General features: G+C 54.7%; 28 protein-coding genes. 9 read left to right on the forward strand and 19 right to left on the reverse strand.

The annotated features are described in order from the left end of the window. Window positions 1–2: 2 nt before the first annotated feature. The 10 genes from fliO to fliF all read right to left on the reverse strand — a co-directional run bounded on the left by fliO (window position 3) and on the right by fliF (window position 8,925). A complete protein-coding gene (gene fliO / locus WFL93_RS18525) occupies window positions 3–395 on the reverse strand; it encodes a flagellar biosynthetic protein FliO (protein WP_049852561.1) in 393 nt (130 codons plus the stop codon). A gap of 2 nt (window positions 396–397) precedes the next feature. Next, on the reverse strand, window positions 398–808 hold the full coding sequence (gene fliN, locus WFL93_RS18530; RefSeq protein WP_007891449.1) for a flagellar motor switch protein FliN: 411 nt from the start codon (window positions 806–808) through the stop codon (window positions 398–400). Further along, window positions 801–1,808: a flagellar motor switch protein FliM gene (gene fliM / locus WFL93_RS18535; protein WP_007891447.1), complete on the reverse strand. Its 1,008-nt coding sequence runs from the start codon at window positions 1,806–1,808 to the stop codon at window positions 801–803. The genes fliN and fliM overlap by 8 nt, the downstream gene beginning before the upstream one ends. A 4-nt stretch (window positions 1,809–1,812) precedes the next feature. Continuing rightward, complete coding sequence (gene fliL / locus WFL93_RS18540) at window positions 1,813–2,298, reverse strand: flagellar basal body-associated protein FliL (RefSeq protein WP_007891445.1); 486 nt, start codon at window positions 2,296–2,298, stop codon at window positions 1,813–1,815. A gap of 130 nt (window positions 2,299–2,428) precedes the next feature. Continuing rightward, entirely contained in the window at window positions 2,429–3,694 is a 1,266-nt protein-coding gene (locus WFL93_RS18545; protein WP_336778750.1) for a flagellar hook-length control protein FliK, read from the reverse strand. After that, window positions 3,691–4,134, reverse strand: coding sequence for a flagellar export protein FliJ (gene fliJ, locus WFL93_RS18550; protein WP_007891443.1), 444 nt, complete (start codon window positions 4,132–4,134; stop codon window positions 3,691–3,693). Before fliJ ends, WFL93_RS18545 begins: the two co-directional genes overlap by 4 nt. Before the next feature lie 19 nt (window positions 4,135–4,153). Continuing rightward, window positions 4,154–5,518, reverse strand: a complete 1,365-nt coding sequence (gene fliI, locus WFL93_RS18555; RefSeq protein ID WP_007891442.1) for a flagellar protein export ATPase FliI — start codon at window positions 5,516–5,518, stop codon at window positions 4,154–4,156. Next, entirely contained in the window at window positions 5,518–6,219 is a 702-nt protein-coding gene (gene fliH / locus WFL93_RS18560) for a flagellar assembly protein FliH (protein ID WP_007891441.1), read from the reverse strand. Before fliH ends, fliI begins: the two co-directional genes overlap by 1 nt. Then, entirely contained in the window at window positions 6,212–7,204 is a 993-nt protein-coding gene (gene fliG, locus WFL93_RS18565; RefSeq protein WP_049852563.1) for a flagellar motor switch protein FliG, read from the reverse strand. Before fliG ends, fliH begins: the two co-directional genes overlap by 8 nt. Beyond that, entirely contained in the window at window positions 7,201–8,925 is a 1,725-nt protein-coding gene (gene fliF, locus WFL93_RS18570; RefSeq protein WP_336778751.1) for a flagellar basal-body MS-ring/collar protein FliF, read from the reverse strand. Before fliF ends, fliG begins: the two co-directional genes overlap by 4 nt. Before the next feature lie 233 nt (window positions 8,926–9,158). Here fliF and fliE point away from each other — a divergent pair, with 233 nt between their 5' ends. From fliE to WFL93_RS18585, 3 genes are all read left to right on the forward strand, one after another. Further along, window positions 9,159–9,470 carry a flagellar hook-basal body complex protein FliE gene (fliE, locus tag WFL93_RS18575; RefSeq protein WP_007891438.1) on the forward strand — a complete coding sequence of 104 codons (312 nt, stop codon included), beginning with the start codon at window positions 9,159–9,161 and terminating at the stop codon, window positions 9,468–9,470. Between the two features lie 277 nt (window positions 9,471–9,747). After that, window positions 9,748–10,116, forward strand: coding sequence for a hypothetical protein (locus tag WFL93_RS18580; protein ID WP_336778752.1), 369 nt, complete (start codon window positions 9,748–9,750; stop codon window positions 10,114–10,116). A 256-nt stretch (window positions 10,117–10,372) separates the two neighbouring features. Then, complete coding sequence (locus WFL93_RS18585) at window positions 10,373–11,080, forward strand: YnfC family lipoprotein (RefSeq protein ID WP_336778753.1); 708 nt, start codon at window positions 10,373–10,375, stop codon at window positions 11,078–11,080. Window positions 11,081–11,125: 45 nt separating this feature from the next. Here the strand turns inward: WFL93_RS18585 and WFL93_RS18590 are convergent, their stop codons facing one another. Both WFL93_RS18590 and WFL93_RS18595 read right to left on the reverse strand, forming a co-directional pair. Beyond that, entirely contained in the window at window positions 11,126–12,337 is a 1,212-nt protein-coding gene (locus WFL93_RS18590; protein WP_336778754.1) for a diguanylate phosphodiesterase, read from the reverse strand. Window positions 12,338–12,457: 120 nt separating this feature from the next. Beyond that, entirely contained in the window at window positions 12,458–13,105 is a 648-nt protein-coding gene (locus tag WFL93_RS18595; protein WP_336778755.1) for a S24 family peptidase, read from the reverse strand. Between the two features lie 144 nt (window positions 13,106–13,249). Between WFL93_RS18595 and WFL93_RS18600 the strand changes: the two genes are divergently transcribed. The 4 genes from WFL93_RS18600 (at window position 13,250) to WFL93_RS18615 (ending at window position 14,979) form a co-directional block, all read left to right on the forward strand. Next, on the forward strand, window positions 13,250–13,639 hold the full coding sequence (locus tag WFL93_RS18600; protein WP_007891426.1) for a hypothetical protein: 390 nt from the start codon (window positions 13,250–13,252) through the stop codon (window positions 13,637–13,639). Further along, window positions 13,620–13,949, forward strand: a complete 330-nt coding sequence (locus tag WFL93_RS18605) for a hypothetical protein (protein ID WP_049852568.1) — start codon at window positions 13,620–13,622, stop codon at window positions 13,947–13,949. The genes WFL93_RS18600 and WFL93_RS18605 overlap by 20 nt, the downstream gene beginning before the upstream one ends. An 82-nt stretch (window positions 13,950–14,031) precedes the next feature. Continuing rightward, on the forward strand, window positions 14,032–14,556 hold the full coding sequence (locus WFL93_RS18610) for a hypothetical protein (protein WP_336778756.1): 525 nt from the start codon (window positions 14,032–14,034) through the stop codon (window positions 14,554–14,556). A gap of 156 nt (window positions 14,557–14,712) precedes the next feature. Further along, entirely contained in the window at window positions 14,713–14,979 is a 267-nt protein-coding gene (locus WFL93_RS18615) for a hypothetical protein (protein ID WP_007891410.1), read from the forward strand. Between the two features lie 20 nt (window positions 14,980–14,999). Here WFL93_RS18615 and WFL93_RS18620 read toward each other — a convergent pair whose 3' ends face one another. After that, a complete protein-coding gene (locus WFL93_RS18620) occupies window positions 15,000–15,239 on the reverse strand; it encodes a DinI-like family protein (RefSeq protein ID WP_336778757.1) in 240 nt (79 codons plus the stop codon). A gap of 62 nt (window positions 15,240–15,301) precedes the next feature. On the opposite strand from WFL93_RS18620, the gene iraP reads away from it, so the two are divergent. Then, entirely contained in the window at window positions 15,302–15,595 is a 294-nt protein-coding gene (iraP, locus tag WFL93_RS18625; RefSeq protein WP_007891406.1) for an anti-adapter protein IraP, read from the forward strand. Window positions 15,596–15,790: 195 nt separating this feature from the next. Here iraP and WFL93_RS18630 read toward each other — a convergent pair whose 3' ends face one another. The 3 genes from WFL93_RS18630 to WFL93_RS18640 all read right to left on the reverse strand — a co-directional run bounded on the left by WFL93_RS18630 (window position 15,791) and on the right by WFL93_RS18640 (window position 19,100). Next, on the reverse strand, window positions 15,791–16,114 hold the full coding sequence (locus tag WFL93_RS18630) for a DUF6388 family protein (RefSeq protein WP_007891405.1): 324 nt from the start codon (window positions 16,112–16,114) through the stop codon (window positions 15,791–15,793). Window positions 16,115–16,254: 140 nt separating this feature from the next. Next, window positions 16,255–17,544: an ABC transporter substrate-binding protein gene (locus tag WFL93_RS18635; RefSeq protein WP_049852570.1), complete on the reverse strand. Its 1,290-nt coding sequence runs from the start codon at window positions 17,542–17,544 to the stop codon at window positions 16,255–16,257. An 11-nt stretch (window positions 17,545–17,555) separates the two neighbouring features. After that, a complete protein-coding gene (locus WFL93_RS18640; RefSeq protein WP_336778758.1) occupies window positions 17,556–19,100 on the reverse strand; it encodes a methyl-accepting chemotaxis protein in 1,545 nt (514 codons plus the stop codon). A gap of 220 nt (window positions 19,101–19,320) precedes the next feature. On the opposite strand from WFL93_RS18640, the gene yedD reads away from it, so the two are divergent. After that, window positions 19,321–19,794, forward strand: a complete 474-nt coding sequence (gene yedD, locus WFL93_RS18645; protein ID WP_336778759.1) for a lipoprotein YedD — start codon at window positions 19,321–19,323, stop codon at window positions 19,792–19,794. A gap of 94 nt (window positions 19,795–19,888) precedes the next feature. On the opposite strand, the gene fliT is transcribed toward yedD, so the two are convergent. From fliT to fliD, 3 genes are read right to left on the reverse strand one after another with little or no spacing between them, the layout of a single operon-like run. Then, the gene (gene fliT, locus WFL93_RS18650; protein ID WP_049852573.1) at window positions 19,889–20,242 is read right to left on the reverse strand and encodes a flagella biosynthesis regulatory protein FliT; all 354 of its coding nucleotides are present in this window, start codon (window positions 20,240–20,242) and stop codon (window positions 19,889–19,891) included. Further along, on the reverse strand, window positions 20,242–20,649 hold the full coding sequence (fliS, locus tag WFL93_RS18655; RefSeq protein ID WP_049852574.1) for a flagellar export chaperone FliS: 408 nt from the start codon (window positions 20,647–20,649) through the stop codon (window positions 20,242–20,244). The genes fliT and fliS overlap by 1 nt, the downstream gene beginning before the upstream one ends. A gap of 12 nt (window positions 20,650–20,661) precedes the next feature. After that, on the reverse strand, window positions 20,662–22,089 hold the full coding sequence (gene fliD, locus WFL93_RS18660; RefSeq protein ID WP_336778760.1) for a flagellar filament capping protein FliD: 1,428 nt from the start codon (window positions 22,087–22,089) through the stop codon (window positions 20,662–20,664). Between the last annotated feature and the right edge of the window lie 266 nt (window positions 22,090–22,355).

The following is a 22,355-nucleotide window of genomic DNA, read 5'->3' on the forward strand; positions in this document are numbered from 1 at the left end:
CATTAGGGTTTTCCGGGACGTTTAACCAGGTTCTGGAACAGCTGACGAAAATCTTGTGGTGCTACGCTGTTACCGGTTTGTTCTTCCGGCGGCAGCGGTGGCAAAGAGTGCAGATGGGTGATTTGCTGCGCGGTGACGCCCAACACCAGGCGTGCATCGGCGGTATCCACAATCACCACGCGCTCACGCTGGCCAACCTGCACGGTGGCGCTGACTTTTAACGCCTGGCCAGTCACCGTTTTCGGCGCAAAACCCAGGCGTTTAGCCAGCCAGCCGCAGGCCAGAATCAGCAGAACAATCACCGCCAGCACGCTGCTGACTTGTCCAATCACCGAACCGGTGGAGACCACCGGCTGGCTGTGAACCGGCTGTTCGCTTTGCGTGTTCTTCAACATGCTTAACGGCTCAGACGACGCATACGTTCAGACGGGGTGATGATGTCAGTGATGCGCACGCCATATTTGTCGTTTACCACCACTACTTCACCCTGGGCGATCAGATAACCGTTGATCAGAATATCCAGCGGCTCACCGGCGAGGCCATCCAGCGCCACCACGGAACCCTGCGTCAGACGCAGCAGCTCTTTGATGGTCATCTTGGTGCGGCCCAGCTCCACGGTCAGTTTGACCGGGATGTCCATAATCAGATCGATATCCTGCAGCGAACCGCTGATGCCAGGATTCTCTAACGATTTGAACACATTCTCGGTCGGATCAGGCGCGCTGGTCGCGGTCTGTTCGTTCATAGCTGCAGCCCACAGATCGTCCGCGGAGATGTCGTCATCGGACGGTTTCTTGCTGTCACTCATCGGGCTGTTCCTCGTTCAGCGAATTCAAAATCGGGTTAATCAAATGTTCTACACGCAGGGCATACTGGCCATTAATGGTGCCGTATTGGCTGGTCAGTACCGGTACGCCATCAACGTGAGCAATGATGCGGTCCGGCTTCTCAATGGGCAGGACGTCACCAGGTTTCAGCTGCAAAATGCGTGACAGACGCAGCGATGTTTCAGCGAAGTGGGCAATCAGCTCCAGCTCCGAGTGCTGCACCTGTTTCACCAGATTGTCGCGCCAGTGGTTATCTTCCTGACGTGAGTTTTCCAGCGGTGGATTGACCAACAGCTCGCGCAGCGGCTCAATCATCGAAAACGGAATACAGATATTGAATTCACCCACCAGGTTACCAATTTCCACCTGGAACGGCGTGTTGACCACGATATCGTTCGGGGAAGTGGTGATGTTGGTGAACTTCACCTGCATCTCTGAACGCACATACTCCACGTCCAGCGGATAAATTGCCTTCCAGGCGTCGCTGTAGCCATCCAGCGCCAGCTTCAACATGCGGCGGATGACGCGCTGTTCGGTATGGGTAAATTCACGGCCTTCTACTTTGGTCGGAAAACGACCGTCGCCGCCAAACAGGTTATCGACAGCAATAAATACCAGGCTCGGTGAAAACACCACCAGTGCCGTACCGCGCAGCGGCTTCAGGTGGATCAGGTTCAGGTTGGTTGGCACCGGCAGGTTGCGGGCAAACTCGTGGTACGGCTGAATCTTGATCGCACCCACGCTGATATCTGGGCTACGGCGCAGCAGGTTAAACAGCGCCATACGGAATTGACGGGCAAAGCGCTCGTTGATGATCTCCAGCGCCTGCAGACGCTCACGTACCACGCGACGCTGGGTATTGGGATCATAGGGGCGGATATCGCCATCGGCCCCTTTGGAACTGTTCTCTACTTCCGCACTGTCACTGTCGCCATTAAGCAGCGCGTCAATCTCAGCCTGGGAGAGAATGCTATCGCCCATTAAATCACCTCAAAATGAAGGCGGTAAACAGCACGTCACTGACGGCCTGAGCCGGTTGACCTTTTACCAGCGGCGGCGCCAGCACCTGTTTGATCTGCTCAACCAGGGCCTGTTTGCCTTGCTCTGTTGCCAGTGCCGTCGCGTTTTGACGCGACAGCAGTAACAGCAGACGGCTGCGTACTTCCGGCAGGTAATCATTCAACCGACGACGGGTATCCTCATCGGGCAGACGCAGGGTGAACCCCACGTACAGCACGCGGTCAGGATCGTTGTCAGGATTGACCAGGTTTACTGTAAACGTATCCATTGCAAAAAATACTGGAGCAGCCGGTGGCTCGACTTTCGCCGCTTCCGGTTGGCTACCCTCGTGTTTATTCATCATTCGCCAGACTGCATAGCCTGCCACGCTGCAAGCGGCCAGCGTTACAATCAGTAACACCGGTAGTAGTAGTGAACGTTTGCGGCCTTTAGCTTTCGCGTTATCAGACATGTTTGCAGTTACTTCCTGTGAATTATGGGCAAGCCTCTCGGCTTACCTGGACAGATTATCCCGCGTCTTAAGTCAAACAATGGGAAGAAAAGACGCGGGTTTTACGCTTACCTTCAGCGTTTAGCGGCTGTCAGGCAAAGATATCGACAGCGCCGTTACCGGCCACGCGCGCTTGAAGGGCTGCCGGGACGGCAATAGGCGTTATCTCGTTGTCACTGTCCTGGGAGAGGGTAAAGCTGCCGTGCTGTCCGTCACGACGTCCTTCCTGTTGGCCCTGATAACTCTGGCCCTGTGCGAAGGCGTCGCTGCTGACGTTACTCTGTCCCAGGTTAATACCGCTCTCCGCCAGCGCTGTACGCAGTTGAGGGAGAGCCGCTTCCAGCGCGGCCCTCACTTGGCTGTGGCTGGAAACCATACTTAACTGTGCCTGATCCTTATCAAGGCTCAGGCTGATCTGAATCGCGCCCAGATCCTGCGGATGTAAGCGCAACTCGGCGTTCTGCTGCCCGTTGCGGCTAAACATCACAATCTGCTGACTCAGCGCTTGCTGCCACTCGTCGCTGCCGAGCTGCGCATTCAGCATCGGTGTCGACGGCGTGGTGCTGGTCGAGGCGGTGCTGGTCACCAGCGAACTGCTGCTGCTGAGCGGGGCGCTGGTCAACGGCGCAACCGGGTCATCACTGACCGGCGCGGCGCTGCGCTCTTCCGGCTTGCTCAACGCATTCAGCACCTGCTTAAAACTTTCATCCAGCGTCAAAGCGCCGTTATTGTTTGTCGATGTGCTGACGCTGCTGCTGGTTTGCGTGCTGGCAGCCGTTTGCGTTAAGCGCGTTCCTGCATCACTGGCTTGACTCTTTGCGCTATCCGGCTGCGTTGCTTCTTCTTTTATTGCACTTTCCAGCGAACTACTTAACAGTGCTGAATTAAGCGAAGCGCGCGTGTCGGTTTTGCCGGCACTAACGCTTTCTGTTACCGCCGTCTGACTGCTGCGGTTCTCAACCGCCACCGGCAACATGGCAAATAGCGCCTGCACATTCTGTAAGTCGCTGGCAGTTAACGAACTTGCCTCAGGCTTATCTTTATCATCGGCTGATTTCAGCGTGGCTTTAGTGTTTTCCGGCTGTAAAAGTGCGTTTAACGCATCCGGTTTCTCCAGCGCCTGCAATAACGCGCTTAACGAGGCTTTGCTGGCGTCTTTTTCATCAACTTCTGCTGGCAGATCAGTTGATTGCGTGTTAACAGCTTGTTGCTTCGCCAGCGTCAGCAAGCGGTTACCCAGTTCGGTAATAAAACCCTGCGGCAGCGTATCCGTGGCCGCCAGCAGATCTGATGAAACTGAAGTGTCAGCGTCTCCCAAACCCGAGGTTTGCGTAGCAACTGTTGGCAGCGTAATCATTCGCCTTTCCTCAATGCGGCCCGTTGGGCAAATTCATCCATCCGTTTCTGATCGAGACGGTTTTCTTGTCGTAATGCATTTTCTTCAGCGCGGGTAATCAGCGTTTGATAGGCATTGAGTCGCTTATGCTTTTCGCGCCAGTTGCTCAGCGCGGTATCGAGACGCTGATTCCACTGTGAAAGCTGCTGGCGATGCTGATCGATGGCTTTTTCCAGCGTCTGAATAAACTGGTGATAATTGGTCCAGCGGGTGCTGGCGATGCCGCCGGACATATCCTGATTGAGCTTGTTGCGATACTCATCCTGATAATCCAGCAGCATGCTGAGTTGTTCGTCGGCCTGCTGCACGCCGCGGCGCATATCACCGAGGTGAATCACCGCACTCTCCAGTTCTTGCTCCGCCATATCGCGCAGCTTATTGATCGCACTGGTGGTTTTCATGGCTCAACCTCGCTTAGCGCTAACCGAACATCGCCTGCAGATGCAAACAGGCATCGTCGTAGTCGCTGCGTTCGAAAATCCCCTGATGCAGGAAGGCTTCCATCTCTGGATAGAGCTTGATGGCTCGGTCCAGCATCGGATCGCTGCCTGCGGCATACGCCCCCACGCTCACCAGATCGCGGTTACGCTGGAAGCTGGAGAGCAACTGTTTGAACTGGCGCACGCGCGCATAGTGCGTCTCATCAATTAATGAGGTCATGGCGCGGCTGATCGAGGCTTCAATATCAATGGCCGGATAGTGACCGGCTTCCGCCAGGCGACGTGACAACACAATGTGGCCGTCGAGAATCGCACGCGCCGAGTCAGCAATCGGGTCCTGCTGATCGTCACCTTCGGTCAACACGGTATAAAACGCGGTGATGGATCCGCCGCCGTGGGTGCCGTTACCGGCACGTTCCACCAGCGCCGGCAGTTTGGCGAACACCGAAGGCGGATAGCCTTTGGTGGCCGGCGGCTCACCGATCGCCAGCGCGATTTCACGCTGCGCCATGGCGTAGCGGGTGAGGGAATCCATAATCAGCAGCACATGCTGACCGCGATCGCGGAAATCTTCGGCGATGCGCGTGGCATAGGCCGCACCCTGCATACGCAGCAACGGTGACACATCTGCGGGCGCGGCGATCACCACCGAACGCGCGCGACCTTCAGCGCCAAGGATGTTTTCAATGAACTCTTTGACTTCGCGACCACGTTCACCAATCAAACCGACCACGATGACATCGGCTTTGGTGTAGCGCGCCATCATCCCGAGCAGCACGCTTTTACCGACGCCAGAACCGGCGAACAGGCCCATACGCTGGCCGCGACCCACCGTCAACAGTGCGTTGATGGCGCGCACGCCGGTATCCAGCACATCTTCAATTGGCGTACGTTGTAGCGGGTTAAACGGGGCGGTGATCAGCGGGGCCCGATAGCCGGTTTCCGGCGATGGCAAGCCATCCAGCGGTTTGCCGCTACCATCGAGTACGCGACCGAGCAGCTCCGGGCCAAGCAGCATCTGTTTGCCGCTGTGGCCACTGTCGCCGCTGACGCGCGCATACACGCGGGCGCCGGGTAAGATGCCGTCCACTTCTTCCAGCGGCATCATTAACAGTTTCTGCCCATTGAAGCCGACCACTTCACTTTCAACTTCGGTAATCTTGCTGCCGTCGGTACGTTCAATAATGCAGGTGGCACCCAGCGGCAGCTGCAGGCCGGTGGCCTCCAGTACTAAACCGGTGGCGCGCGTCAGACGACCGTAGCGACGCACGGTTTGCACCTGTGAAATGCGGTCTTCGAAGGCGTCGAGCGCGCCAAGCCAGCGTGAAAGGCGCGAGGAAGTCATTACAGTGTCCCCGGAGCGGCAAGACGGCACAGCTCCTGCCAGCGTGTTGCCACGCTGGCGTCGAGATCGCCATCTTCGGCGCTGAGTTTACAGCCGCCCGGATGCAGGGTGCTGTCAGCCAGCAAGCGCCAGCCGTGCAGATCCAGCGTTGGACCAAGCGTCTGCTCAATGCGCTGCAAATCATCCGGATGCACGCGCAGCTGCGGTTTGCCGCTGAACATCGGCTCCTGCTGAATGAGCTGCTGAATCTGGCGCAGCAGGGCGCTGCCATCCACCTGCGTGGCCTGACCAATCACCGTGCGCGCGGCTTCCAGCGCCAGCTGCATCAGGCGCGAGGCAATCACGCTGTCCAGTGCTTCAAGCGTGTGATGGAACTCGGTTACCAGCTGCTGCATACGCGCTTGCAGCGGTGCCTGCTGCTGCTGCGCATCGGCTAAACCTTGCTGAAAACCGGCGTCATAGCCGTTCTGCTGCGCTTCGGCAAAACCCTTTTGATAGCCTTCGCTGTAGCCCTGCGTCTGCGCATCTTTGCGCATCTGCTGCTGCATGCGTTCCAGCTGTTGTTGCTGTTCAGCTTCGGCGCTCAGCTCAACCTCGCTCTCCGCTTCCTCTGGCTGCGGCTCCGGTTCAGTGCGAAATGCGCTGCCTAAATCATCAGGCTGCCAGCGCTGCCACGCGCGGGCGGAAAAGGCATCAGACATAGGTTTCCTCGCCACCACCAATCACCATCTCGCCGGATTCTGCTAAGCGACGCACCACCAGCAGGATGGCTTTCTGTTCGTTCTCCACCGCCGACATACGTACCGGGCCGCGGTTGGCCAGATCGTCGCGCAGGATATCGGCCGCACGGGCTGACATGTTCTTGAGGAACTTCTCGCGCAGCGGCTGCTCGGCACCTTTCAGGGCGACCAGCAACTGCTCGGATTCCACTTCCTGCAACAGACGCTGGATGCTGCGATCGTCCACTTCCACCAGGTTTTCGAACAGGAACATCTCGTCGATGATCTTCTGTGCCAGCTCGCCATCGAAGTCGCGTACCGCTTCGATAACCGCTTCTTCCTGCTGAGTTTTCATCAGGTTGATAATTTCTGCTGCGGTTCTCACGCCGCCCATCTTCGCGCGCTTGAGGTTGGTGCCGTCGAGCAGGCCGTTGAGCACTTCGGTCAGCTCCGCCAGCGCCGCCGGCTGGACACCACCGAAGGTGGCGATACGCAGCATCACATCGTGGCGCAGACGCTCGTCGAACAGCGCCAGAATATCCGCCGCCTGGCCACGTTTGAGGTGGACCAAAATGGTGGCGATAATCTGCGGATGCTCGTCGCGGATAAGATCCGCTGCCGCCTGCGGCTCCATGAAGTTGAGCGTTTCCATGCCGCTGGTGGTCTCGTTTTTCTCGAGAATATCTTCCAGCAGGCTTGAGGCGCGCTCTTCGCCCAGCGCTTTGATCAGCACCGAACGCAGGTATTCGTTGGAGTTGAGGCTCAGCGCCGCGAACTGTTCTGCATCAACTTCAAACTCACGCAGCACTTCCGTCAGCTGCTTGTGCGACACTTGACGCATTGCCGCCATCGCCGCACTCAGGTGCTGCACTTCACGCTGGTTGAGGTGTTTGAACACCTCCGCCGCGCGCTCTTCGCCGATGGTCATCATCAGAATGGCGCTTTTTTCTGTACCGGTCAGACTCATAGTTCTTTACTCATCCATTCGCGGATAACCAGCGCCACAACGCGCGGATCGTTTTCAGACATGTCGCGGATACGCTGGCTCATCACCTCGGCGCTCATGCGGTTAGTAGATTTACGCTCCTGATCCAACTCATCTTTGCTGAGCTGAACGTTAAAGGCTTCTTCCTCTTCCCTCGCCGCAGAGCGAGCTGCCAGCGCTTCAGCGGCCGCTTTCTCTTGCTCTTTCTTACGCATCAGCTGTGGACGTACCAGCTTGCGATAGAGGATGAAGCCGACCAGCGCCACCAGCAGCCAGCGACCGGCGGTCATCAGCTGATCGAAGAACGCTTGCTGCTGCCAGAATGGCAGGTCGCCACCGCTTGGCTCGGTCATGTTGAACTGCGAGTTCACCACGTTGACGCTGTCGCCACGCGTTTGCGAATAGCCCATCGCTTCGCGGGTTAAATCTTCAATCTGCTTGATCTGTTGTTCGTTCAGCGCCACCGCTTTGCCTTTACCGTCATCGCGATAGTTGACGACCACGGCAACGGAGAGACGCTGCACATCGCCCACGTTCAGCTTGGTATGACGAATGGTGCGATCCAGCTCGTAGTTAACGGTGTCGTTACGGGTGGAGCTGCTTGGGCCGCTACTTTGCGCCGTGCTAGTGGTAGTGGTGCCGTTGTTCTGCGCGTTGGCGTTTTGACCGTTGGCGTTCTGACCATTGGCAGTATTGTTCTGCGGATTGGTCACTGGCGCGGTGTTGGCTGGCGCTGGCTGATTCGACAGCGCGCCCGGCACGCCGCCTGGATACGGGCTGCCGTTCTGTTCGGAGTTGCTGGTCTGGCGTGAACGCACCGCGGAGTTGTTCGGATTGGCGTTCGGCTGATATTTCTCGTCGGTTTGCTCGCTGCGGTCAAAGTTGATCTGCGCTGTCACCTGCGCATGCACATTGCCCTGGCCAACAATCGGGTTAAGGATGGCTTCGATGCGCTGCTGGAAGCGCGCTTCCACTTCGGAGGCATATTTCAGCTGAGCATCATTCAGGTCGCGGCCTTCGCTATCCGAACGGGTCAGCAGACGGCCGGTCTGATCGACCACCGTAACGTTGCCCGGCGGTAAACCCGCCACGCTACTGGAAACCATATGCTGAATGGCCTGAATTTGGCCTTCATCTAATGCACGACCCGGCTGCAGATTCAGCGTCACCGAAGCGGAAGGGGACTTTTGCTCACGCACAAACAGCGTCGGTTTTGGCATTGCCAGATGCACGCGCACGCTCTTCACCGGTCCGAGCGTTTCAATGGTGCGCGACAGTTCGCCTTCCAGCGCACGCTGGTAGTTGATCTGCTCGCTAAACTGGCTGATACCGAACTTCTCTTTATCCATCAGCTCGAAGCCTACGTTGCCACCTTTCGGCAGACCTTGCTGGGCCAGACGCAGACGCAGTTCATGCACTTTATCGGCGGGCACCATCAGTGCGCCACCGTTGTCAGCAAACTGATAAGGGATGTTCATTTGCGTCAGCTGGGTGACGATCGCGCCGCCATCCTCATCGGAGAGGTTGTTATAAAGGACGCGATAGTCTGGCGCCTTTGCCCACAGCACCAACGCAAAAACCACTGCGATGACGGCAGCGGCGGCAATAATTAAGGGAATTCGCGGATTGGCGCGCAGGCGGGCGAGAAGGTCACTGAAGCCTTTCTTTGCTGTATCCTGTGTAGCGGCTGCACTCGCATTCATGACCGTTTCCTGCCTGACATAATTGACCGGGTGTGTGGTTGTGACAAAACTGACTCCCTGAATACGTCCAAAATGAAATTCCAAACTAATGCGGGCATTATTTGATGAATCGTGTCACTTCGATGGTTGGATAAGCCGGGTTTTTTGCGTTCATTTAGCGCCTTTGTCCTATTGACAGTGTGATAACTTTCTCATCGTGAAAATTTAATCCCTTCTTTAATGAGGAACAGACAATGTCAATTCAGGCCATTGATGGTGTGTTGCAGCAGCTGCAGATGACGTCTTTGCAGGCCAGCGGTAAGCAGGCTGAGTCAGGCAATCAGGTGGATTTCAGCGCCACGATGAAAGCAGCGCTGGATAAGATCAGCGAAAGCCAGACGTCCGCACGCACTCAGGCGCAGGATTTCGAGATGGGTAAACCGGGCATTCAGTTAAACGATGTGATGGTCGATCTGCAAAAGTCTTCTATCTCTATGCAGATGGGCGTGCAGGTGCGCAATAAGCTGGTGTCGGCTTATACCGATATTATGAGTATGCAGGTGTAGGTTCTCTGACGGATAAGTATTACTAAGTCGTGAATCAGAGCGCTTTGTTATGGGGCAGGGTTGGGCAGTCTCGTTACGTTTTGGCCCGGAATGCTCCTAAGCTATCAAGCAATTCTTTCCTTGAATGAGCGGCCAGCACCTAACATTTTGGGCACATAACAAAATTTGCGTTACATCAACTAAAGATACAATTACTAACAATAAATGACATTCCTGGTGCAAAACCAAGACAATTCTTATAACATAAGCCCATCTACTACAATGATGGATTATTACGGTGAAAATCAAAATTGCTGTTGTTGGAGCCTCTGTATTACTGACGGCTACCGTTGCTTTTGCTGGCATGGCATATAGTAACGACAAACCTGATTACGTTATCAAAGCTGAAAACTCGACCAATAACTTTTTAATGTACTCATACGGTCCGGGTAAATGCACGGCCTCGAAAGGTTCCGCGCATCAGTGGGAAATGGAGTGCTCTTATGATGGTGGCGAAGATTTAGTCAAATATTCAGTCCTGCCTTCCAACGAACAGCGCCATGGTAAAAGTGGTAAGTTCCGTCTGGTCGCGCAAAACCAATTAGCGGCTGAAAGTGCGACCAAAGGTTTAACGCGTTATCTCAATATCACTACCGATAAAATTTAGCCTTTAAGCAATAACATTAGGCTGAATCATCCTTTCGACATCAAGACGCTATTTATTAAGTCGCCAACTGGCGACTTTTTCCGTTTTTCCGAATTAAACGCGGAAATGGCGTCGCTAAAGCAGGGGATAATTGCATGTCGTTTCGGGTATAGTTCATCCGGGTGATTATGTTCGAAGCGAGTGGCAAGGTGACTGCCAGAATTAAGCCCAATTTCCGACCTTATGCGCTGCATTATTTCGAGAAGAGGATTCTCACGTGAAGAAAACCCTGCTGTTTTTGAGCGCTATCGTCCTGCTTGCAGGATGCGATAAGGATGCTGCGACGTTTTATCCGCAAATGAAAAACTACGCTTACCTCTATCAATTTGAAGCACTGCCTGGAAACGTCAAAAGCACCCATCAAACGCTGTTTACCGCAGATGGACAGCAAATCTTCGAGGTGAATGCCGATTTTGACCGCAACGGCTGCCTCACGCATGTGAAGTCTGTCGGTAAAGCGGGCGAAGTGATTGAAGTCTCGCGCGAGGGTGATGCATTAAAAGGCAGCGAAAACGGACAGGATGTGGTGGTGACGCTGGATAAAAACTGCGCCATGGTGAAGAAAGTCACGCCGACCATGACGGTAGATATTGCCTATAACAAGCAGGGTTTGGTTGAGCAGATTTCCTCTCCCGCCTCCGATGCAGCGTTTCACCTCGCGTATAACAGTGATGGCGAAATGGCGGTATTAAGTATTACTCAGGCCGGAACAGAAGTGTCGCGTGCTAGCGCGGTGCGCGCAGAAGATAAGCAAAAGATTTCGGATGTGGTCACCACGGTGAAGCGTAATGATCAAATCAAAACCGTGAGCAATGTCTGCAAATACAAAAACGCGGTGCCGTATTACTGCGACATTATTACCACCGATGCGGCAGGCAAGGTGATTGATAAGCAGTATGGCAAAATCGACGTTAGCTATTATTAATAAAAAACGCCGTTCTATGACGGCGTTTTTTAATTTCGGCTGATGCTATTTAATTTCCGGCCACGCTACGGATGGGAAGCCATTTAACAGCGGATGGGCAAACAGGAAACCCTGGAACTGGCTGATACCGGCAGCTTCCAGCCACATCCATTCTTCGGCTTGCTCCACACCTTCAGCAATAACCGCAATCTCCAGCGACGCACAGCACTTAACAATGGCGTGCATAATCGCCTGCTTCGGACCGCTTTTGTGAACATCGCGAATAATATCGCGATCGATTTTGATTTTGTCCGGCTGGAATTTAGATAACAGCGACAAACCGGCAAAACCGGCACCAAAATCGTCCAGCGCCAGACTGATACCGGCGGCTTTGAGCTTTCTCACTTCGGCGGCGAACTCATCGGAGCGCGAAATGATCTCATTTTCTGTCACCTCAACGATGATCTGCTGCGGCACCAGTCCACTGGCGGTGATCTCCTGCAGCAGGAAATCGACCGCATTCGGCACCGTCACCAGCGACATCGGCAGCAGATTGATCGACAAGCGATGCTCGCCAATCCCGAGTTTACTCGCCACGTTAAACGCCAGTTTTTTTGAGCGAATATCCGCGTGGTAAACCGCTTCGCCACCAAAAGCGGAGAAATACTCATCCGGTGAGCCGCCGGTGGGCGTGCGGATCAGTGCTTCAAACGAGGTGACGCGACGCGCGAAGGGATCGATGATCGGTTGAAAGGCAAAGCGGCAATCCTGCACGCTCTGATCAAGATCATCCAGCTCATTTAACCAGGCTTCATCGGGAATAAATTCCCAGGTATTGGCTGGCGGGATTTCAAAGTAGTTCTCTTTATCCCGTGCCACCACAAAGGTGCGTAAAAACTGCAGCGCACGATCTTTATAGGTGAGCTGGTAGCGAGAGGTGCCTTTATCCAGCACCGCTTGCAGCACGCTCTCTTTGTCGTGCTCACGCAGATCGAACAACTCCATGCCGACCTTGCCAAACCGGCGTTCTGGCGCGAAGTCATGCATCAGTTCCACCAGATTATGGTGGCGCGCATCCTGGCAAATACGCTGATAAATGCCCTGCACCGCATCGCGCGGCCCTTCCAGCAGCTGGAAAAAATGCAGGCCATCAAATAGTAAGATGCCAGTGACATCCGAGTTTTTGTTTTTGCTATTGGCTTTAGCAACCATATCTTCGAGCGTTTTAATCGGCACGTGGTCGTGCAGATGGCTGCGATAAAGAATTGTGGTAAGCATGGCGATTGTCCGACGAAATTATTATTTTGCGGCTACATTAACAGGCTTACCGCGGGGTCTGTCCATAGCTTCCCGCGCTTAGGCTAAACTTTTTTCAAAATAACAGCTTAAGCGAAGCGGCTAGCCGCTTCGATAACGTCGCAGCTCCATTAAAGTGCCGATAATTTGCAGGCCAGCGTCTGCCGAGTGTAGCTGCGGAAAATCATCGTTCAGCGGTCGTAAGACGAAATGTTGCCCAGCAGATTGCTGAGCTTGCTGACGATAAATGCGCACAAGCGCCACGCCATTTGCTAGCGCCAGCACCACATCGCCAGGCTGCGGCGGAACATTGGGATCAAAGATTAAGCTGTCCCCGGGGCGATAGTCGGGCTGCATCGATTGATCTTCCACCGTTATCGCTAAGGCGCCATCGCTGAGTGTGCTTTCACTGTAGAGAAAACGCGTGGCCTGTTGTTGCAGCAGTAAACGCTGTTCGCTCAACCACGCAGCCGCTTGCGTCAGACTGATCAATGGCACCGTCGCAACCGGTACCGCGCTTGGCGCTGCTGAAAATACCTCGCCATCACCATCAATAATCCATGCCGCAGTACATTGCAGCCACTGCGCCAGCCGCAGCAGATTTTCCCCACGCGGTACGGTTTCCTCTTTTTCCCATTGCGATACAGCCACATGCGAAACGCCGATGCTTTTAGCCAGCGCCTGCTGTGTTAACTGCAGTGCTTTACGTCGTGCCCGGATGCGTTCACCGGAAGATTCTTTTTTCATCATCTTGACATCTCCTGAAGGATTGACTTAAGTATACTTAAATTGATGAGATAAAGTAAACTTAAATTCAGGCGTTGACCGCGAAGCTGGCAAGGGTGGTCAGCGTGCTCTTGAGGCGCAACCCTTGCCAGGGGTGAGAGGTGAAGCATGGAAAGTAGTTTAGTCACCAGCGTAGGTGCGTTGCTTCTCGGCGGCGGCGCAGCAGCTGTGTTCTGGAAACCGTTAATGGCGGGGATTGCCGCTATCGTCACCAGCAATCGTGCCGGCGGGGAGATCATCACCAGCTACAAAGAACAGGTGATGCTGCTCAAAGAGGGTCATGCCTTGATGCGCCAGGAAAACGATGAGTTGCGCATCCGTCATGATAAAAACCTGCGGCGTATCTCTTCGCTGGAGACCGATCTGCGGCTGATTAAAAACGCGTTAAGCATTTTGCTGGCAACCACTGAAGCCGAGCACAGCGATAAGTTTCGCAGTCAGGTTAACCAACTGATTACCACTCTGGAGGAGAGTCGTGATGACGCAGATAAACAGTGAGTACGTAGTGAAAAACCATCGGCGCCAGCTGTTTTTCGGCGGCTTTCTACTGATGCTGTCGCTGATGTGCGTGGCGATGACGGTGCTGTTCCTGTTCGTCAGTAACAGCGCCAATCAGCGGGTTGAGGAGATCCGGCAACAGTACCGCACCATCTCCGAGCGGCGTGAAGCCCGCGTGGCGGAGTTGACCAGCCAGTTGGTGGCGCTGCAGAACACACTCGATGGCATAAACAAGCATCCGGCCAGCGCACCGGCTGAGAAAGTGAAACCGGCTGAAGGAGAGAAGTCGCCACCTCAACCCAAGCGTTAAGGAGGGGATCATGCGCATTACCACGTGGATTGCAGCCTGTGTTGCCCGACTGCGGTCTTTATTAAGTCAGAAGGAGAACGTTATGAGCGATCAAACTGTTATCGATCCAACCACCACCGCTGCGGTAAGCGCCAGCGCAGCCACTCCCCAGGCTTCCTCACCCGCGGAGGATTTTGCCAACGAAGTCGCTACGCCAGCAGCGCCAGCAGCTGCCGTCACCGCAGTTCCGGCGGCAGCGCCAGCAGCTTCCGTCACCGCAGTTCCGGCGGCAGCGCCTGCGGCAGCGCCTGCGGCTGACGTCTCAACCGAGGCTGCCCCCGCTGCTGCGCCTGAAGCTGTGGCGGTTGCGCCAACTGAAGCTGTACCGGAGGCGGTAACCGCTGCGCCAGCGGAAGAGCTGCCGCCCACGGCACCCGAGGTGGCGACTCCCGTTGCAGCCGCAGCGGCGCCGGCCACCGCAACGCAGGAGGCCAGTCATGCCAGCGAAGGATTCTCAGAAGGGGTGAAAGATTTTGCCCAGGCGTTCAAATTTGTCGAGCAGGGGGTGATCAAATTGGGGGATGCCGCCAAGGATGAGCTAATTGAACTGGCGAGGAAGTATCTGTAATGCAGGACGACGCGCCAAAGGGGACCGGGATGTCCCCTGTTAATTAACAGGTTTTAGACACTTCCGATTATTCCTAATGCGGCTTCGATATTTTGTACTACCTTTAATCATTCAAGCGTTATTTAAATCGTCTTATTAAGCGAAAAGGAAGATAGCATGAGTGATACAGAAACTGTAAAAACCAAAACTGACTACTTGCGTGATGTCACCTCCCAGCTTAAAGAGATGCGCCACTACGCGCAGACCAATACTGAGACGCTTTCTGCCCACTGGCTGGCGTTTGATGCGGGTGAGTACAAAGACCCGGAGTATGCGGGACGTTTTGACACCTTGCTCAACAAACAGGGCAAGCTGTTAGATGATATTGATGAGGCGATTCAGGACCTGGAAATCGCCATCAACCATGCCGAGCAGGAAAGCTAAGCTTGTCATGCACTGGTGGCCTAATCGGCCACCAGCCACATTTCCGCTTCATCGAACATCTCTTCAACAATCCGCGCAATCGTCGCTTTATCGTTCTTACTCATATCGGTATCAATCGCGTTCCGTTCCATTGGTTTGACGCGCACCTCAATATCGGGAAAGACGCGCTGTACACGCTTTTCCAACTCCTGCAAAATCATCTCGCGTGCGCGCGGTAATCCGGCCACATTGCGCTTATCGTAAATCAGTTCCACAAACATCAGGGCGTTCCATTCAGCGGATTGGGTGCGCCATGGTACTGTAAATAAAAACAGGGGTAAACATGCGCCAACTGGTTATCGATATCTTGCTGAAAATGGCAAAAATGGATGTGGAGGCAAAGGAGCTGGTGGCGCAGGTTGAGGCGCAGTCATTACTGATTGCGGCACTGCTGATTCAGGCTAAAGAGAACAACTCGCTGACCATTTCCGAAACGGTACAAGAGGCCATTGTGACGGCTTCGCGTGCATCGCAAGAGTTTCTACAATCGGATGTTGATCTGCTGCTCACACACGTTAATCGTCTGCTGGCGGTGGCAAGCTATATTGAAATTAAAGGTATAGAGCGGGAAGGGTAGAAAAATATTACCTCTGGAAGTGGAAATCCAGCAACACTTCCAGAGGCGGTGCAACAGCACCATTCGTTCAAGGACAATCTACGACTTACGTCGTGATGAGTAAGTTATACAAGTTAGAACGACTTGTACAACTTTTTCCTGATCATTTTGAGTGGTTGGAGCTGTATCCTTGATGCATATTCAACAGCTTGGGCGCTAAAGCTCGTTCTTGATGCAGAACTCTTCCCACGTCATGCCCAAAGCTTCGGCATGAGATTTCAGATATTTTTCAATGGCATCGGCGGCAACGGCTTTATCCGGCTCGGCCAACTGAATGGAAAACAGCATGCCATCCAGCTTCTTCTGACGCAGGAACGCGGCGTAAATGCGTTCAGCGTGCCACGCGCGTAATTGGGCCAGCGACAGGTTCGCCTGGCGCGCATCGCTCTCGGTGAATTCATCCAGTGCAGACTGAAAATCGGGATGGGCGGCGAAAAACATGGTGCGCGCCTGAGCGTAATACTCTTCTGGGGTTTTCATTCGGGGATTCCTGCGTATCAACTTGCGCGCTAGTGTAACGTGCGCAAGCTGCGTTGTCAGGATTACGCTTTCGGGTTCGATATCTATGGCGACCAGGTGCGCATAAATGCGCACCCTACAAACACCTTATGCGCTACCGATCAATGCAACTGCTGATAAATGCGCGTGACGTCCTGTTGATTCTTCGCCAGAGTTTCGTCCAGCGTCAGTTTGCCGCTCAGCATATCCGCCAGATTCTGCCCGACGGCATTACCCATCTGATCAAATCCTGGAATACTCACGTACTGCACGCCCTGATAGGGCACCGGATTAAGCGTTGGTTGCTCGACGGTGGCCGATTCAATCGCCGCACGCACCTGCGCCGCATACGGTGCCAGGCGCTGATAGCTTGGCTGCTGATAGGTAGAATTGCGGCTGCCCGGCGGCACCGCGCCCCAACCAACGGTATCCGCCACTTGCTGAATATACTGTTTTGACGTCGCCCAGCTGATAAAAGCGATGGCCGCATCGCGATTCGGCGTATGCGCGGGAACGGCCAGCGCCCACGACCACAGCCAGTTGGAACCGTTACGCGTGATGCCGCCCGGCGCAGGGGCAAATGCCAGCTTATCCGCCACCAATGAAATCTGCGGATTAACCAGCAGACCGGCTGCCACCGTACTGTCGATCCACATCGCGCACTTGCCCTGTGCTGTCAGACGTAAAATCTGGCCAAAGCTGTTGTTCACCGTATCTGGCGGCCCGTCCTGTTTCACCATCTGCAAGTAATCGCCGAGCGCCTCGCGCCACTCCGCAGAGTTGAGCGTAGGTTGCCAGTTCTCATCAAACCACTGCGCGCCATAGGCGTTGGCCATGGTGGTGAGGAGCGCAACGTTATCGCCCCAGCCAGGCTGACCGCGCAAGCACAGGCCGTAAATGCCTTGCTGCTTGTCAGTCAGCTTCGCGGCGAAGTTTTTGATGTCGGTCCAGTCGGGATTATCGGGCATGGTTAGGCCTTTTGCCGCAAACAGGTCTTTGCGGTAATAGGTCATGCTGCTTTCGCCGTAGAACGGCAGGGCATACAGGGTTTGCTGCCACGACAGCGCTTTGCGTACCGGAGCGATCAGGTCATCGCTGTCGTAATCCGCCGGCAGCGTATTCAGCGGTGCCAGCCAGCCTTTTTCGCCCCACAGCGGCGCTTCATAGGTGCCAACGGTAATCACGTCAAACTGCGGCTGGCCGCTGTTCATCGCCGACAGCACCGCCTGACGCAGCGCGCCATCATCCATCACGTGCCACTGCAGTTTGACGTCGGGATGTTGCTGTTCATAACGCGTAGAGAGCTGCTGCATGATGGTCATATCGCCGTTGGCGATGGTGGCGATGTTCAGCGTGGTTGCCGCCTGACTCAGCAGCGGCGTGGCCAGTAACATCGCGAGAAGTTTACGCATGATGTCGCTCCTTAGCGCTGTTGCAGGCGGAAGAAGGCCATCTTCTCCACCAGCAATCCAGCATGCTCACTGACGGTTTGGCTGGCGGCGCTGGCTTCCTGCACCAACGAGGCGTTCTGCTGCGTAGCGCCATCCATCTGGATCACCGCAGTATTGACCTGTTCAATGCCGCTGGATTGCTGACGGCTGGCCACGGCAATTTCGCCGACGATATCCACCACGCGCGCCACGCCGTGATTGATGTCATTCAACATGGCCCCGGAACGCTGCACCAGCGCGCTGCCAGCTTCCACCTTGCCGACGCTGGCATCAATCAACGCTTTAATCTCGTGCGCGGCACCGGCAGATCGCTGCGCCAGTTGACGTACTTCAGCGGCCACCACGGCAAAGCCACGGCCTTGCTCACCCGCACGCGCCGCTTCAACTGCCGCGTTTAGCGCCAGCAGGTTGGTCTGGAAGGCAATTTCATCGATCACCCGGTTGATATCGGCGATACGCTTGCTGGAGGATTCAATCTCCTCCATCGCGCTGACCGCATCACGCAGCACGCTGCTGCCGCGTTCGGCCTGATGACGCACATCGGTGGCCAGTTCGTTGGCCTGCGCGGCGTTATCGGCGTTATGTTTTACCGTGGCGGTCATCTGCTCCATGCTGGCGGCGGTTTGCTCCAGCGAACTGGCCTGCGAATGGGTACGCTCAGAGAGATCATCATTGCCGTCGGCCATCTGACGCGCGGCATCGCTGAGCGCGCTGGCGCTTTCGCCCACTTCGCGCACGATCTCAGCCAGACGCACGTCCATCCGCAGCAGCGATTGCATCAGTTCGCCCATCTCATCACGCGAAACGGTGCCGATATCATGATTCAGTTCACCGGCCGCAATCGACTCGGCGAGTTCGCGTGCCTGACCAATCGAGCGATTAATTGAGCGAATCAACAGCCAGCCGAACACCAGCGCCACGCTTAAGCCCACCAGCAGAATGACAATCAGGCTATTGCGCGCCAGCTGGTAATCGCTGTTGCTTTGCTGATAGGTGAGTTCTGCATGCTGGCGCATCAGCGCATCCAACTGGTCAATATCCTGCTGCAGCAGCTGACTGCCGCTGCGCAGGCGGGTTTCAATCACCACTAACGCCGCCGAAGGGTTGCCGCTTTTCAGCAGTTCGCCGGCCTCTTTCAACGCCGTTTGCCAGCCGTCGAGGTGGGTAATAAATTGCTGGCTCAGCGGCTTGGTTTGCGCATCAAACGACAGTTGCTGCCAGGTTTGACGATCTTTCGCAATCTGTTCGCCGTAGTGCGCAATGCGTGCCAGACGTTTCTCCACTTCGCTGCTGTCGGTCCAGTAGCGCAGGGCATCAAACAGGGTAGAGGATTGTTCCTGCACCATGCGGTACAGGCGGGAAGAGTATTGCAGCGGTAACAGCTCATTCTGGTAGGCATTTTGCGCCCGCTGGTCGGCGGCACGCAGTCCGATGATTCCCCAGATGGCGGCAACAATCAGTAAAATGCACAGCAGGCCGACAATCGATGTCAGGCGCGCGCGAAGGGTTAATCGCATAACGGTGTTCTCCGTAACGAAGATGAAGTGTGTAGTGGGTAATTATTATTTTGTGCAGATCCGTTAACTCCAGGATGAGTTATCGGCGCATTAATGAGCGGCTTGAGTTTTTTATGGCGTACACCGCGGGGAAAAACGCGCGGCATACCGTAGACACCTTGCGCAACTGACGGGAAAAATTATAACGTAGCCGCCATTGATGCGAGTGTAGGGAACGAGAATGAAAAAGTGGATGATACTGGCCGCGCTGGTGTTGAGTGGTTGTGCGCAGATCAGCAATTATGACCAGGCCGTGAAAACCCCGGCACCGCTGGAACTGCAGGGCAACTGGCAAACCGTTGGCCCGCAGAGCAAGTTGATCAGCAAGCAGGCGATGGGCAGCCTGATTATCAGTGCCGAAGGCGATACGCTGGATTGCCGCCAGTGGCAGCGCGTAATTGCTAAACCGGGCAAATTAACGCGCCTGGGCGATGATTGGGTCAACGTGACGCGTCAGGTGCGCGTGATGCCGCTGAAGCTGGAGAGCGGTGAGCTGCGTTACGACGGTTTACGCCTGCGTAAAGTGGATCGCCCAACCGTTGAGTGCCAGCAGGCGCTGGACGAAGTGGCGAAGCGCCCGAATGACGCGGTGATTCAGGATATTGAGCCGGCGATTATGCAGCCGGTTTCGGTGTCGTCTAAGCCGGCACAATAATCCTCAGGTCACCATAAATGGCGACCTGAAAATCGGAAAAAAGGGTGAGAAGATAACCTTCTCACCCTTTTTTCATGCAGTACATCGCAACCAATCAACCCTGCGGCAAATACACGCTGCCTTGCTTACCGTACGCGCTCATCACCGATTTCTGCATCGATGATTGTCCTACCAGCTGCGTCAGCTCATCCATACGCAGTTGCAGCAGACGCTTCACTTCGCTCTCATTATCGAGGATATGGCGTAACACCGGACGCAGCTGCTCTTGCAGCTGGCGCGACGGGGCGGCGGCTTCGGTTGTTTGCGCCAGTCTTTGCACCGCACTGACATAATCCACTTCCTTGGTAATCAAATCATCCCATTCGCCGTCTGCTGCCAAACGCAGCATTCCATGGCTGAGGTCGAGTAACTGTTGGTAAACGGTGATCAGTGGCGGTGCAATGTTCATTAAACGGCGTCCTGAAGGTGTTGAGGTTGTACGACTTCTTTCCAGGCATCAGCAATATTGCGCAGAAGACCTTCAACTTCTTCGAGGGCTTCGACATCATTACGCAGATTAGCCTGAACCAGACGGCGAACCATATAGGCGTAAAGGCCTAACAGGTTGTCGGTAAGGTCATCGCCTGCTTGCTCATCGAGGCCCTGTTTCAGTCCGCCTTCGATGATGTTAATGGCCTTGGAAATCGAGTTACCTTTTCCCTGGATATTGTTGTCCTGCATAAACAGGCGGGCGCGGACCAGTGCGCTGATCGCACCGTCAAACAGCAAGGTAATCAGCTGCTGTTGATTGGCGCTCATCACTGAGCTCTCCACCCCGATTTTTGCGTAGGCTTGGGTGCCGTTAGCGCTGTACATGATCATTCCTTATTAAGACGAGCTGCTTGAGCTTGAGCTGCTGGATGACTCGAACTGCTGCGTCAGGTAGCTGCTGGTCTGGTTTAACGAACTCATCAGCACATCAAGTTGCGTAAACTGAGCTTTATAACGTGCCACCATGTTGTCGATACGCGTACTCATGGTGTTGTACTGATCGGTCAGGTCGTTCAACGTTTTACTCACGCCATCCGTCGCGGCCTGCACGATACCGGTGCTGGACAGCCAACCGGTCAGATTGGTGGCGATAGTGGTGGTGATGCCGGTGGTTTTACCATCACCGACAATCATCTCTTTCACGCCATCTGCGTCGCTGCTCAGCGCAGTTTCCAGTTTGTCGGAATCCAGTTCCAAAGAACCGGTGGTTGGGTCGGTGGTGATACCGATCTGCGCCAGGGTTTTATAGGTGGAAGAACTCTGCGCATTGGTCAGCATGCTTTTCAGCTGGGTCTGAATAGTGCGCAGGGTGCTATCACCTAACAGCGCGCCGTTGCTGGTGTCTTGCGCGTCTGCGCCGACATCAACAGCAGTGTATTTAGTCAGGGAGCTGAACTGATCGAGCAGGGTGTTATAAGCATCGACCCACGTCTTAATCGCGCTTTCCGCTTTTGAGGTGTCTTTGGTGATGGTCAGCGTCTGATTGCCGCTGGTGGTGTCGTTAAGATTGAGAGTGATCCCTTCCAGTGCATCACTAATGGTGTTGCTGCTGTTTTCAATCTCGACATTATTTACCGTCAGCTTAGCGTTCTGCGCGGTCACGCTTTCGGTCATTGCATTGCTGCTGCCGGATGCGTCGTAGCCAACAATACCTTGCAGCGTGTCATCACCGGTTACGGTAATCTTGCTGACGGCATTATCGCTGCCGGTTTCGCTGGAAGTCAGCGATAAACGGTAGCTGCCATCGCCCACTTTAATGATAGTGGCGCTAACGCCGGCATCAGCACTATTGATCGCATCACGCATACCGGTCAGTGAGGTTTGGTCACTGGTCAGGGCGATGTCTTTGCTGGTGCCATCTTTCAGGGTAATCGACAAGGTACGGCTGCTGGCAGATGAGTCGCCTAGCGCCGTGGTGTTGCTGGTCTGCACCGCTGAAGTCAGGGTCTGCGCCTGCGCCAGCTGGGAAACGCTAATGGTGTATTTACCCGCGACCACAGAACCTGAGGTGGTGGCGCTAAACGCGCTAGAGCTGCTACTTGCTGAGGTTGCGCTGAACAGATCGGCACTGTTTAGCGCGGTGTTCGCGGTCTGGAAAGTAGAAAGCGAGCTTTTCAGCGTGGCGTACGCGCTCAGTTTGGCGGTATAGGCCGTCTGCTGATTAGAGATAGGCGTTAATGACGCTTTCTCAGCAGTGGTCAGGTTATCAAGGATGGTACTTAAATCGAGGCCAGAACCGATACCCAGCGTAGAGATACTTGCCATGTTGTTTCCTTTAAGTGGTCGACACGGAGTTTGAATACCCGGGTTATCGGCTTTGAATAGTCAAAGTTTAAAATTAATTCTCAATCGGTGATGAAGTGAATAGCGTATATAGAGAAGGGTATTTCTGGCGCTAGAAAAAATGATCAAATCTCTAAAGAAGTGAGCGGAGAGGGCGATAAAGATAAGCGTGACAGGTTGAAGGGAAAAATTTTCACCTGGTCCTAAAAAAAATCTAAAGGTTGTTTAAGGGCAGACGATAACAACAT

Origin of the sequence: Pantoea sp. USHLN256, assembly GCF_037149875.1 — a bacterium.
Classification (GTDB): Bacteria; Pseudomonadota; Gammaproteobacteria; order Enterobacterales; family Enterobacteriaceae; genus Pantoea; species Pantoea nemavictus.

Coding starts and splice junctions, on each gene's coding strand:
- WFL93_RS18635 (WP_049852570.1), bottom strand. CDS start 17,544: ATGCGTAAACTTCTCGCGATGTTACTGGCCACGCCGCTGCTGAGTCAG.
- fliF (WP_336778751.1), bottom strand. CDS start 8,925: ATGAATGCGAGTGCAGCCGCTACACAGGATACAGCAAAGAAAGGCTTC.
- WFL93_RS18605 (WP_049852568.1), top strand. CDS start 13,620: ATGACGCAGATAAACAGTGAGTACGTAGTGAAAAACCATCGGCGCCAG.
- fliL (WP_007891445.1), bottom strand. CDS start 2,298: ATGTCTGATAACGCGAAAGCTAAAGGCCGCAAACGTTCACTACTACTA.
- fliE (WP_007891438.1), top strand. CDS start 9,159: ATGTCAATTCAGGCCATTGATGGTGTGTTGCAGCAGCTGCAGATGACG.
- WFL93_RS18590 (WP_336778754.1), bottom strand. CDS start 12,337: ATGCTTACCACAATTCTTTATCGCAGCCATCTGCACGACCACGTGCCG.
- yedD (WP_336778759.1), top strand. CDS start 19,321: ATGAAAAAGTGGATGATACTGGCCGCGCTGGTGTTGAGTGGTTGTGCG.
- fliT (WP_049852573.1), bottom strand. CDS start 20,242: ATGAACATTGCACCGCCACTGATCACCGTTTACCAACAGTTACTCGAC.
- WFL93_RS18640 (WP_336778758.1), bottom strand. CDS start 19,100: ATGCGATTAACCCTTCGCGCGCGCCTGACATCGATTGTCGGCCTGCTG.
- fliD (WP_336778760.1), bottom strand. CDS start 22,089: ATGGCAAGTATCTCTACGCTGGGTATCGGTTCTGGCCTCGATTTAAGT.
- WFL93_RS18620 (WP_336778757.1), bottom strand. CDS start 15,239: ATGTTTGTGGAACTGATTTACGATAAGCGCAATGTGGCCGGATTACCG.
- fliS (WP_049852574.1), bottom strand. CDS start 20,649: ATGTACAGCGCTAACGGCACCCAAGCCTACGCAAAAATCGGGGTGGAG.
- fliG (WP_049852563.1), bottom strand. CDS start 7,204: ATGAGTCTGACCGGTACAGAAAAAAGCGCCATTCTGATGATGACCATC.
- WFL93_RS18595 (WP_336778755.1), bottom strand. CDS start 13,105: ATGATGAAAAAAGAATCTTCCGGTGAACGCATCCGGGCACGACGTAAA.
- WFL93_RS18610 (WP_336778756.1), top strand. CDS start 14,032: ATGAGCGATCAAACTGTTATCGATCCAACCACCACCGCTGCGGTAAGC.
- fliH (WP_007891441.1), bottom strand. CDS start 6,219: ATGTCTGATGCCTTTTCCGCCCGCGCGTGGCAGCGCTGGCAGCCTGAT.
- WFL93_RS18600 (WP_007891426.1), top strand. CDS start 13,250: ATGGAAAGTAGTTTAGTCACCAGCGTAGGTGCGTTGCTTCTCGGCGGC.
- WFL93_RS18615 (WP_007891410.1), top strand. CDS start 14,713: ATGAGTGATACAGAAACTGTAAAAACCAAAACTGACTACTTGCGTGAT.
- fliO (WP_049852561.1), bottom strand. CDS start 395: ATGTTGAAGAACACGCAAAGCGAACAGCCGGTTCACAGCCAGCCGGTG.
- WFL93_RS18630 (WP_007891405.1), bottom strand. CDS start 16,114: ATGAAAACCCCAGAAGAGTATTACGCTCAGGCGCGCACCATGTTTTTC.
- fliI (WP_007891442.1), bottom strand. CDS start 5,518: ATGACTTCCTCGCGCCTTTCACGCTGGCTTGGCGCGCTCGACGCCTTC.
- fliJ (WP_007891443.1), bottom strand. CDS start 4,134: ATGAAAACCACCAGTGCGATCAATAAGCTGCGCGATATGGCGGAGCAA.
- iraP (WP_007891406.1), top strand. CDS start 15,302: ATGCGCCAACTGGTTATCGATATCTTGCTGAAAATGGCAAAAATGGAT.
- fliN (WP_007891449.1), bottom strand. CDS start 808: ATGAGTGACAGCAAGAAACCGTCCGATGACGACATCTCCGCGGACGAT.
- WFL93_RS18545 (WP_336778750.1), bottom strand. CDS start 3,694: ATGATTACGCTGCCAACAGTTGCTACGCAAACCTCGGGTTTGGGAGAC.
- fliM (WP_007891447.1), bottom strand. CDS start 1,808: ATGGGCGATAGCATTCTCTCCCAGGCTGAGATTGACGCGCTGCTTAAT.